Origin of the sequence: Streptomyces sp. SAT1 (assembly GCF_001654495.1) — a bacterium.
GTDB classification, from domain to species: Bacteria; Actinomycetota; Actinomycetes; order Streptomycetales; family Streptomycetaceae; genus Streptomyces; species Streptomyces andamanensis.
Genome location: NZ_CP015849.1, coordinates 6,097,438 through 6,108,807, shown reverse-complemented (window position 1 = coordinate 6,108,807; position 11,370 = coordinate 6,097,438). Strand labels below are relative to the sequence as shown.

7 protein-coding genes are annotated in these 11,370 nt (G+C 74.9%); 1 reads left to right on the top strand and 6 read right to left on the bottom strand.

Features of this window, described 5'->3' with window-relative positions; all coding sequences use genetic code 11:
* The first annotated feature begins 364 nt into the window (after window positions 1–364).
* Window positions 365–616 (top strand): hypothetical protein, encoded by a 252-nt coding sequence (locus tag A8713_RS26175; RefSeq protein WP_159393125.1) that lies wholly within the window; start codon window positions 365–367, stop codon window positions 614–616.
* Window positions 617–899: 283 nt separating this feature from the next.
* Here A8713_RS26175 and A8713_RS32645 read toward each other — a convergent pair whose 3' ends face one another.
* From A8713_RS32645 to A8713_RS26150, 6 genes are all read right to left on the bottom strand, one after another.
* Window positions 900–1,631: a tetratricopeptide repeat protein gene (locus tag A8713_RS32645; protein ID WP_257784431.1), complete on the bottom strand. Its 732-nt coding sequence runs from the start codon at window positions 1,629–1,631 to the stop codon at window positions 900–902.
* A gap of 18 nt (window positions 1,632–1,649) precedes the next feature.
* Window positions 1,650–3,851, bottom strand: coding sequence for an AfsR/SARP family transcriptional regulator (locus A8713_RS26170; RefSeq protein ID WP_079159135.1), 2,202 nt, complete (start codon window positions 3,849–3,851; stop codon window positions 1,650–1,652).
* A gap of 178 nt (window positions 3,852–4,029) precedes the next feature.
* A complete protein-coding gene (locus A8713_RS26165; RefSeq protein ID WP_064537720.1) occupies window positions 4,030–6,009 on the bottom strand; it encodes an SWIM zinc finger family protein in 1,980 nt (659 codons plus the stop codon).
* Between the two features lie 410 nt (window positions 6,010–6,419).
* Window positions 6,420–9,323, bottom strand: coding sequence for a DEAD/DEAH box helicase (locus A8713_RS26160; protein ID WP_064535997.1), 2,904 nt, complete (start codon window positions 9,321–9,323; stop codon window positions 6,420–6,422).
* 236 nt (window positions 9,324–9,559) lie between these two features.
* Window positions 9,560–10,144 carry a hypothetical protein gene (locus tag A8713_RS26155; RefSeq protein WP_064535996.1) on the bottom strand — a complete coding sequence of 195 codons (585 nt, stop codon included), beginning with the start codon at window positions 10,142–10,144 and terminating at the stop codon, window positions 9,560–9,562.
* Window positions 10,141–11,289 carry an ROK family glucokinase gene (locus A8713_RS26150; RefSeq protein WP_064535995.1) on the bottom strand — a complete coding sequence of 383 codons (1,149 nt, stop codon included), beginning with the start codon at window positions 11,287–11,289 and terminating at the stop codon, window positions 10,141–10,143. The genes A8713_RS26155 and A8713_RS26150 overlap by 4 nt, the downstream gene beginning before the upstream one ends.
* Between the last annotated feature and the right edge of the window lie 81 nt (window positions 11,290–11,370).

Genomic DNA, 11,370 nt, shown 5'->3' with positions numbered 1-11,370 from the left:
TGTTCGTACAACGTCCCCGTGGCCGCGTAGGTCCCGCTGATCCCCCCTGAACCGGAATTCTACGATCAGCACTCCGGTGAGTGAAGGGTGGACTACAGATGACTCCGTATCAGCTGTCCGTTGGGGGCACGGGTCCCGTCCAGGGAAGTGGTGTACGGGTTCGACCTGGTCCGGGAGTTTGCTCCGGCATCGAGAGGAAGCCCGCACAGACGAACGGCCACCGGCTGATCTTCGACGTGCCGAAGCCTCGAAGGAGATCAGTACGACGACCGCACCCGACAGTCAGAAGTGGTGACCGGCGGCGCATCCGGGCAAACCGTTCGTGGTTGTCTCTGGCAGTATCCCCCATCATATAGTCACTGCCATGAACCCCAGGGAAGAAGTCCTCGATATGGCGCGCAGGTTCGTTTCCGGAGAGGACAGGTCGATGGCCTTCGTCGCATCCATGGAGGACTTCGCTACAGAACACCTCCTGAACACTGAGGCATTCGAATTCCTCGCAGAGGGCATTTCCCTCTACCGGCCCTGGGCCGGGACACCGTACTGGTCAGAGAGGGAAATGGTGCAGCTGATGAAGGAGTTCATCGAAGAATTCGGCCCGCCGGAGGGTGAATAATGAAACGAACTCAAGGAGGCACCGACATCCCGCGCCCGGAAGGCGGGCTCCCTCTCCCGGTGAGTGCAATCGCAAAGCAGACGCACCTCAGAAGCGTCACAGGAACACGGACCGCACGAGGCACCGGCCGGAGCTGCGGGCCATCGCGTTCGATCCCGCGGTGAAGCCGCACCGGAGTGCTCCGGTGCGGCTTCACCGTCTCACGGCTCACGGGCGCCTCTCCAACGGGGGACGCCGGACGCGGTCGGTGGGAGGGGGCGGTCCGGTGGGGGGTGTGGGCGGCTCACGGTGACGACGGGCGGGGCGGGGGGTTCGTCTCGTTGATGTCGCCGATCGTCTGCCACAGGCGCAGGGCGCGTCCTCGGTGCTGGTGGGCCAGGTGGGGGGCGCCGGCGAGGGCGTCCAGGTCGCCGATCAGCTGCCAGCAGGCGGCCTCGTCCTGGCGGTCGCCGTGGCGGTGGAAGAGGGCCGCCGCGCGTTCCAGGGCCGGGGCCGCGCGGTCGCGGTCGTGCCGGCCGGCGTGGACGCGGCCGACTTCCAGCAGGGTGTACGCGGCGCAGCGCTCGTCGGCCAGGTTCTCGAAGGTGGCCAGCGCCTGTCCCAGGCAGCGCAGTGCCTCGTCGGGGTCGCCGCGCCGGTCGTGCAGCCTGCTGAAGCGCCGCAGCACCACGGCCACGCGATGTGCGTCGCCCAGTGTGCGGGCCTGCCGCAAGGCCGTGGCGAACCATGGCTCCGCCTCGTCGAGCTTGTCCTGCATGAGCTTCATCACGGCCATGGAGCAGGAGAGCTGCGCTTGCATGTGGCGGTCGCCCTCGCCGACCGCGATGGCCAGCGCGTGCTCGACCCGTTCGAGGGCTTCGTCGTCACGGCCCTGCACCCGGCTGACCGTACCCAGCATGGCGATGGTCAGGGCCTCCCCGCGTCTGTCGCCGGCCTTCCTGCACAGCGTGAGGGAGGATTCCAGGGTTCGAGTGGCCAGGTCGAACTCGTCCTGGTAGATGTGGAGTTGGCCCAGACCGCGCAGCAGGACCGACTAGCCGCGCACATTGCCTGCGCCCTCGGCCGCGTCCAGCGCGAGGCGGTGCCCGTGCTGCCAGTCCTGGTAGAGGCACCGGTGGTCGTAGTAGGTCGCCGCGCCGGCCGCCAGTTCCCAGGCCAGCTCGTCCAGGCCCCGGTCGGCGGCCAGCTTCACCGCGCCGAGCAGGTTGTCGCGTTCCGCGTCGAACCAGCCGACCGGGTCGGACATCAACCGGTCCACGACCGGGCGGGGCAGCGCGCGGCGCGGTGCGGAACCGGGCGCCGCCGTCAGCAGTCCGGCTGCCGGGAGCCGTTCGGTGCCGTACCCGATCAGCTCCAGCCAGACGGACAGCACCCGGACGACCGCGTCCCTCTTGTCCTCGGCGGGCAGTGAGGCGGCGAGTTCCACGGCGCAGGTCCTGATCAGGTCGTGCAGCCGGTAACGCGGCTCGCCGAGGGCGTCGGTGGCGACCAGTCGCACCAGGCTGGCGTCGACGAGGAGGTCCAGCACCTCCTCGCCGTCCGGGCGGTCCAGCAGCGGGCCGACCACCCAGCCGGGCAGGGTGTGGGGGCCGAGCAGACCCAGCAGGCCGAGCGCGCGCACCGCGTCCTGTGGCAGCAGCCGCAGGCTCAGTTCGACGCTGGCCCGCACGCTGAGGTCGCCGATCCTCAGCTCGGCGAGCCGCCGTGACTCGTCCTCGATGCGTTCCCGCAGCACCCGCAGCGACCAGGCCGGGCGGCCCGTGAGCTTGCCGCTGGCGATCCGGATGGCGAGCGGCAGGTTTCCGCAGCAGTCGAGGATCGCTTCGGCCTCCCCCGGTTCCCGTTCGACCCGGCGCCGTCCGACGATTCCGGTGAACAGCTCCCGCGCCTCCGCCGGGCTCAGCACGTCCAGGTCGATGTGCCGGGCGCCGGGAAGCTGCGTCAGCAGCGTGCGGCTGGTGATCAGCACGGCGCAGCCGTCGGCGCCGGGCAGCAGCGGCAGCACCTGATCGGCGTGGCCGGCGTCGTCCAGCACCACCAGCGTGCGCCGGTCCACCAGCAGCGACCGGTAGAGCGCGGCTCGCTCGGACAGGCTGCTCGGGATGGCGCTGCCGGCGACCGAGAGCGCGCGCAGCGCCTCGGCCAGCATCATCGCCGGGTCCCGTGGCTCGTCCGATGTCGCCGCGAGGTCGAGATAGAGCTGACCGTCGGGGAAGCCGGCGCACGCCCGTCGCGCGGCGTGCGTCACCAGGCAGGACTTGCCGACGCCGGGACCGCCCACGACGACGGCGACCGGGGCCCGGTTCGGCGCCGACCCGTCGAGCAGCCCGGCGATCTCGGCCAGGGCGTCGGCCCGGCCCACGAAGTCGGGGACGTCGAGGGGGAGCTGACGCACCGGCATCGCCATGTCCGGCCCGGTGACCGCCGGGTCGGGGCTCTGCGGCGGTGTCGCCCAGGGGCCCGTGGGCGAGGGTCCCGTCGCCGGGGGCACGGCTGTCAGGGCGGGGTCCGCGGTCAGGATGCGCTGATGCAGTTCCCGCAGCGGTGGGGCGGGGTCGACGCCGAGTTCGCCGGCCAGGGTGCGGCGCAGCCGCTCGTACACCCGCAGCGCCTCGCCCTGGCGGCGGCACCGGTAGAGGGCGAGCATCAGGTGTTCGGCGACCTGCTCGTCGAAGGGGTGTGTATGCAGCAGGGCGGTCAGTTCGTCGATGACCTCCCGATGGCGCCCCAGGTCGAGTTCAATGGCGAGGCACTCCTTGTGCGTGGCCGCGCGTCGCTCGTTCAGCCGGGCCGCGTCGATCTCCAGGGCTCGGCCGGGGACGTCGGCCAGGGCGTTCCCGCGCCAGCGGGCGAGCGCCCGCCGCAGCGCGGCCGCCGTCCCGGACGGGACCGTCTGCTGTTCGGCGAGGTGTCGCTCGTGGTCGAACTCCAGCAGGTCGAGCCGGCCTTGCGCCAGGTGGATCTCGTAGCCGCCGCGCCGCGTGCTGATCAGGGAGGCGGGTGCTCCGCGGGCGACGAGGTTGCGGCGCAGTCCGGAGACGGCGTCCTGGGCCTGACGGACCGCGGTGGCGGGCGGCCGCGTGTCCCACATCACGGCGACGAGCCGTTCCATGGGGACGGCGGTGTTGGCGTCGAGCAGGAGTGCCGCCAGCATCTTGGCCTGCCGCGGGCCGTTCAACGGGACCGCGCGTCCGGCGATCCGGGCTTGCAACGGCCCCAGTAAGCCGAATTCCATGCTCCCCCTGGCACCTCACGGTCAGCGCCGGTCCCCCTGGCCGACCGCGCCCTGAGACGAATTTACGGCGGTCGGCGGAGCGGTGTCCATAGGATCTCCAGCAGCGCTTTCAGCGTCTTCGCGGCACCCGTCGCGCCCCCCGTGAGACCGAGGGTTTCTTCGCGTCGGCCGTTTCCGGTCACGCCTCCGGGACGGCCTCCAGGCCGCTCAGCGCGTCGACCGGGTCCGGGGCCGGGGTGCCGCGCGGCCACCAGTCGTCGCGGCCGGGTTCGGACTCGTACGCGTACCAGAGGTGGTCCCTGCCCAGGCGGAGCTGGAGCCGGCCGACGGGGTGGGTGAGGCGGTTGCGGTGGGGGCGGAAAGGCGGCAGGCCGGCGGCGAGGAGCAGGGGGCGGGCCCGGTCGAAGCGGCCGGCCGGAGGGTCCCAGGGATCCTCCAGGACCGCGAGCCCCTCGGCGCCGCCCTGGCGCCAGGCGGCCACCGCGCGGGCCAGCTCCGCCGTGGTGCGGCCGGTGGCCGAGGCGAGCGAGGCGTAGAGGGAGCGGGTGGCGGCGGTCAGTCCGGAGCCGGGTCGGGCCGCGGCCAGGCGCACCGCGTCCTGCCAGAGCGTCAGCCCGCCGACCGGATCGCGGCCGGTGGTGAGCAGGGCGTGGGCGCGGGCGGCCGCGTCGGTCGCCAACTGATCCAGGGCGAACGGGTCCGGGCCGCCCGGTGCCGACGGATACGCCGGGGGCTGCCCGGGGTGCGGCGGGGGCGGCAGCGGGGCGGGCAGCGGCAGCGGGCGGCGCGCGAGGGCTTCGGTGGCCCGCTCCCCCGGCAGCGGCTCCGGGGCCCGGCCCTGCGCGTCGCGGGCGGCACGGGCCGCGCTGCGCCGGGACAGGGCGTCCAGCAGCTCCCGCTCGCCCCGGCCGCGGAGCAGCAGCAGGACGAAGGGGTCGGCGTCCAGCAGCCGCGCCGTCTGGTAGCACAGGGCCGCCGCGTGCTTGCAGGGGTGGCCGCGGTCGGGGCAGGAGCAATGCGGGTCGAGGTCGTACGGGCCGGGCAGCAGCGGGACACCGCAGTCCGCCAGGGACTGCGGCATCTCCTTGTCCAGGAGCGCGGCGATATGACCGGGCCGCTCGGCGGCGGCGTCCAGGAACCGGTCCCACTCGGCGTCGTCCAGGGTGCGCATCCGCACCTGGACGCGGTACGGACGCGGACGGCTGCCCTGTACGTACGCGAGGACCAGGCCGGGGGTCACGGTGATGGCGTCCACATGGCCGGTGCGCGCGTAGTCACGGCCCCGGGACAGCCGGGCCGCGTTCAGCGCGCCGCCCTCCAGGGCGCTCGTCCATGCCTCGCCCCACCAGGTCTGTGCGAAACCGGGTCCCGTCCGGCCTTCCGGGGCGGTGGCGGGCGGCGCGGGGAGCGCCGGGAAGGTGCGGCGCAGTTCGCCGTCACGGCGGGGGGAGGCCATGCCGCCGGGGGCGCGCACGGCGGGGTGGGACGCGGTGGGCTGGGGGCTGGTGGGGTGGGCACTGGTGACTTGAGCGCTGGTGGGCTGCGGACTGGTGGGCCCGGCCGGGGCGGGGTCGCCTTCGGGGGTGGCCGTGGTGCCGGTCCCCGTGCCGGGGGGTGCGTCCTCGGTGCTGTCGTCCGGTTCGTCGTCCGTCTCCGCTGCCGGGGGCATCCGGAAGGCGTGCGCGAGGAGTTCCGCCACGGCGCGGACGGGGGCGGAGGTGCCGGGGGCGGAGGTGCCGGGGCCGGTGTCCGGGGCTCCGTCGCCCGGTCCGCCGACGCCCTCCGCCCGGCCGCCGGTTCGAGGCAGGCGGGCGCGGGACGTGCCGGGCTGTGCGGCCGTACGGCGTGACGGGCGGGCCTCGCGGGCGGTGCGCGTGCCACGGGCGGCGGCCGGCCGGGGCCGCGCCCCTCCCTCGGCCGGCGCGGACGGCTGCTCCTCCTCCGGTCCGCCTCGGGCGCGCGCCGCGCGCAGGGCCTCGCGCGCGATGTCGGCGGGGCGGGCGCCGGTGGGCTTCGCCGGTGCGAGGTGGTCTGGCGCGGGGTGGTCTGGCGCGGGGATGTCCGGCGCGGGGGGCGGGGCCGGTTCGGTGTGCTGCGGGGTCGGGGCCTGTGCCGAGGACGGGGATGGGGCCGGGGCCGACTGTGCTGTGCGCCGCAGGGCCGCGCGCGCCGCGTCGCCCGGCCGCGACGGCTCCTGCGACTGGCGTGGCCGCTGCGGCGGCGACGGCTGTTCCGGGGACGGCTCGGTGACCGATTCCGGTCGCCCTTCGGATCCCGGCTCCTCGGTCCCGTCCGGTGCGGAAGCGGTCGGGTCGACGGACCGCGTGGTCGGTGTGCCGGGCGGCTGCGGCCGATGCCGTCGCGCCGCTCGCAGCGCCTCGCGCGCCACGTCACCGGGACGTGGCGGCTGAGGCTCCGCGGGTGTGCGCGCCCCAGGGGCGTCGGAGGTGTCGGAGGCAGCAGAGGCTTCGGTCCGCGTCGGCTCGGCTCCGCCGACCGCGTCCGACCGTCCAGTACGTCCAGCACGCTCGGTCTGTTCGGTCTGTTCGGTCTGTTCGGTCGTGTGCATCAGGCCCCCCTCCGCAGCGACACCAGGTCGGACAGCTCCCGGTCGGACAGCTCGGTGAGGGCGGACTCGCCGGTGCCGAGGACGGCCTCGGCCAGGGCGCGCTTCGCGGCGAGCATCTCGGCGATGCGGTCCTCGACGGTGCCCTCGGTGATGAGGCGGTGGACCTGGACGGGCTGGGTCTGGCCGATGCGGTAGGCGCGGTCGGTGGCCTGTTCCTCGACGGCCGGGTTCCACCAGCGGTCGAAGTGGACGACATGGCCCGCGCGGGTGAGGTTCAGGCCGGTGCCGGCCGCCTTCAGGGAGAGGACGAGGACGGGGGTGGCGCCCTCCTGGAAGCGGTCCACCATGCGTTCGCGCTCGGGGACCGGGGTGCCGCCGTGGAGCAGGTCGACGGGGACCGCGCGGGCGGCGAGATGGGAGGTGATCAGCCGGGCCATGCCCACGTACTGGGTGAAGACGAGGGCGGAGCCGTCCTCGGCGAGCAGGGTGTCCAGCAGTTCGTCGAGCAGGGCGAGCTTGCCCGAGCGGGCCGCCGCCCGGTCGCCGCCGGGCATGTCCCCGTCCTTCAGGTAGAGGGCCGGGTGGTCGCAGATCTGCTTGAGCGAGGTGAGCAGTTTGAGGACCAGGCCGCGGCGGGCGATGCCCTGCGCGGTCTCGATGGCCAGCATCGATTCCCGTACCACCGCCTCGTAGAGCGCGGCCTGTTCGCGGGTGAGCGGGACCGGGTGGTCGGTCTCGGTCTTGGGCGGCAGCTCGGGGACGATGCCCGGGTCGGACTTCCTGCGGCGCAGCAGGAAGGGCCGCACCAGCCGGGCCAGCCGCCGGGCGGCGTCCTCGTCCTCGCCGTTCTCCACGGCGCGTGCGTGGCGGGCGCGGAAGGAGGTGAGGGGGCCGAGGAGGCCGGGGGTGGTCCAGTCGAGGAGGGCCCACAGTTCGGAGAGGTTGTTCTCCACGGGGGTGCCGGTCAGGGCGACGCGGGCGGGCGACGGGATCGTGCGCAGGGCCTTCGCGGTCGCCGAGTGAGGGTTCTTGACGTGCTGTGCCTCGTCCGCGACGACCAGGCCCCAGGGCTGCTCGGCGAGCAGGGGCGCGGTCGAGCGCATGGTGCCGTACGTGGTGAGGACGAAGCCGCCGTCGAGGCCGTCCAGGGTGCGGTCCGGGCCGTGGAAGCGGCGGACGGGGACGCCGGGCGCGAACCGGGTGATCTCCCGCTGCCAGTTGCCCAGCAGGGAGGCCGGGCAGACCACCAGGGTGGGTTCGCGGCGGGCCCGCTTCAGATGCAGGGCGATGAGGGTGACGGTCTTGCCGAGGCCCATGTCGTCGGCGAGGCAGCCGCCGAGGCCGAGGGAGGTCATGAGGTCGAGCCAGCCGAGGCCGCGCAGCTGGTAGTCGCGCAGGGTGGCGCGCAGGCCCGGGGGCGGTTCGGCCGGGCGTACGCCCGCGGTGATGCGGTCGCGCAGGGCGGCGAGGGCACCGACCGGCACGGCCTCGACCGTCTCGCCGTCGACCTCGGTGGTGCCGGTGAGGGCGGCGGAGAGCGCGTCGACCGGGTCGAGCAGGCCCAGGTCGCGGCGGCGGGCCTTGCGGACCAGGGCCGGGTCGACCAGGACCCAGCGGTCCCGGAGCCGGACGACCGGGCGGTGGGCCTCGGCGAGGGCGTCCATCTCGGCCTCGGTGAGCGGGTCGCCGCCGAGCGCGAGCTGCCAGGAGAAGCGCAGCAGCTCTTCGCTCTCGAAGAAGCCGGTGCCGTCGGTCGCGGAGCCGGGAGCGGACCGCACGACCGCGGTCGCGGTGAGGTCGTCGGCCAGGTCGCGCGGCCAGTGCACGGCGACGCCGGCCGCCGCCAGCCGGGTCGCGGCGACGCCGAGCAGTTCGCCCGCCTCCTCCTCGGACAGGGCGAGCACGTCGGGCACGTCCTGCTCGGCGAGCCGGTCGAGCGGCGGCCAGACCCGGGCCGCGCGGCGCACGGCCAGGGCGGCGTCCACGCGCGCGCGGGGGCCGAACGCCGCGTCGGCCTCGCCCGCCCACAGGGACGTCGCGTCGGCGACGAGGGTGGGGTCGGCGAGGCTGTGCACCTGGACGATCGCGGTGCCCGACCTGCGCGTCGGCCGCCCGCCGACGCCGCCCGCCGGGCTGTCCGCCGGGTCCGCGTCGAAGAGGTCGTACGCCGACAGGTCCAGGCGCAGGGAGATCCGGACTCCGGCGTCCGTGCCCGCGGCGACCTGGGCCGCCCAGTCCTGCGCGGCCGGAAGGTGCTGGGGAGCGCGGTGGGCGAAGGGCCGGCCCGCGGTGTGCGGGGCGGCCGGGGTGCGGGGCAGGGTGTCGGCGACGGCGTCGAGGAAGGCGCGCAGCAGCGCTTCCGGTTCCGGCAGCCGGAGCGGGCCGGTGCCGGGCAGCGGCACGGCGTGTCCCTCGGGGGGCAGGGCCGCGGCGACGGCCCGCAGGTGGGCGATGTCGCCGGGGTCGAGCGGCCCGGCCCGCCAGGCGTCGTGTCCGGTGGCGGTCAGGCCCGGCAGGAGGCGGCCCCGCGCGCTCAGCCGCAGCGCGTGCAGGGCGGCGGCGCCCCAGCAGGCCGTGGCGGGGTGGGCGGCGGGGTCGTGGCGGGCGCGCAGCAGGTGGGGCAGGGCCGCGTCGATCGGCAGGGACAGGGCGGGGACGGTCCTGCGGCGGAGGGCGGCGCCGTGCGGCCGGACCACCGTGAGGGTCGTGGGGACGGGCGGGGCGCCGACGGCAGGTGGGACGGGTCCCGGCAGGGCGTCGGAGGCCGGCGCGTCCGGGTCCCACAGGACGATGCGGCCTTCGCGCGGCAGCGGCGCGGGCACGAAGACGGCGGGGAGGCGGACGGACACGGCGGGTCCGTGCGCCGGCAGTGCCGAACCGGAGCCTCCGGCAGCGCCGGACATCCCCGGCGAGCCCGGCATTCCCGGCGAGACAGGCGTCCCCGGCGAGCCGGGTGTCCCGGCCGCCCCGGGCCGTCCCGCCCCGGGCCGTCCCGCCCCGGGCACGCCCGGCCCGGGGACGGTCCCGGTCGTCTCCGTCACGGCCATGTCGCTCATACGTCCTGTCACCTCCCGCTCGCCGGTCGAGTCAGTCGTCTTCGACTCTACGGGCGGGGTCTGACAATCGGCTCCGGGCCCGGTCAGGGGACCGTCTGGGAGACCACGTAGACCATGGGCAGCACCGGGTCGGCGAAGTTCACCATGATGTCCTGGCTGGGCGCGGGGTTCTCCTGGCCGTGGCTGAGGCCGTACCAGTATCCGGGGCCCTTGAAGTTCCAGCCGGTGATGTCGCGGTCCCGGTGGCCGAAGCTGATCTCGCCCTTCTTGAGGTCGCCGCGGTTGACCCCCATGGCCTCCAGGAAGGTGTCGAGTCCGGGCTGCGTGGTGCGGAACTGGACGTAGAGGCGGCTGGTCTTCCAGTTGTTGGTCTCGTAGGAGGCGACCCGGTCGGCGGGGTGCGGGATGGGGACCTGGTAGAGCCGGCGCTGCACCTTGGCCGGGTAGGTGGGGGTGAGGCCGGTCGCCGCGTACTTGGCCTCCTTGTCCTTGCCGCTGGCGCGGCTCTGGGCGGCGGAGAGGACCAGATAGCCGGCCGGGACGCCGATGAGCAGCATGATGATCAGCAGGGTGAGCGCCCGGCGGCGGTCGCGGTGGCGGCGGTCCTCGGCGGGCGGGGACGGCGGTTCGTCCGGCGGCGCGGCCTGGCGGGGCACGGACATCGTCACAGCGCCTCCCGGGCGTCGTGGCGGGACTGCGCGTACCGCTCGTAGCGCTCGTGGCGCTCCACCCGGCGGCGCTTGGCGCGGCGGAAGCGGCGGGCGACCAGCCGGGCGAGGTCGGCGGCGCCGACCATGCCGGCCTCGGGGCCGAGCTGGGCGCGCACGACGCGGGCCTCGGGGCGGTAGCCGCGGCCGGTGAGGTGGCGCTTGAAGGCGTCCCGGGCGGGGCCGATGAGCAGGTCGTCGGCCGCGGAGACGCCGCCGCCGACGACGAAGCAGGACGGGTCGAGGGCGGCGGCGAGGTTGGCGATGCCGACGCCGAGCCACTGGCCGATGTCCTGGAGGAGTTCGACGCACATGGCGTCGCCCCCCCGGGCCAGCTCGGTGATCATCGGACCGGTGATCTCGGAGATGCTGCCCTTGACGTGCTCGATGAGGCCGTAGGCGACCGGGGAGTCGGCCGCGGCCAGTTCGCGGGCCTCGCGCACCAGGGCGTTGCCGGAGCTGTACTGCTCCCAGCAGCCGCGGTTGCCGCACGGGCAGCGGTGGCCGCCGGGCACCACCTGCATGTGCCCGAACTCGCCGGCCACGCCGTACTTGCCCCGCTTGACCTGGCCGTCCTCCAGGATCGCGCCGCCGATGCCGGTGCCCAGCGTGATCATGACGAGGTGGTCCTCGCCGCGGCCGGCGCCGAAGCGCCACTCGGCCCAGGCGGCGGCGTTGGCGTCGTTGTCGACCAGGACGGGCACCGACAGGCGCTCGGAGAGGCGGTCGCGCAGCGGTTCGTTGCGCCAGGACAGGTGGGGGGCGAAGAGCACGCGGTTGCGGTCGGCGTCGACCCAGCCGGCCGCGCCGATGCCGACGGCGTGCACGTCGTGCCGGTCGGAGAGGTCGAGGACCAGTTCGGCGATGGTGTCCTCGACGACCTTCGGGCTCTTGGACTTGTCGGGGGTCTCCGTGCGCAGCCGCTCCAGGATGTTGCCGTCGGCGTCGACGACGCCCGCCATCACCTTGGTGCCGCCGATGTCGATGCCGACCGTGGGGACCCGGGGCGCCGTCAGGTGGGAACGGCGCTCCCTGGTGCCCACGGTGCGCAGGACCGTGGCCCGGCGGGAGCCGATGGGGGCGGTGAGGTCGCGGTAGGTGCTCATCGGCCCCGATTCTGCCGCACGCGCGGTGTGCGTGTCGTACGGGGCACCGGGCGGCCGGTGCCCCGGGCGGGCTCCACGCGC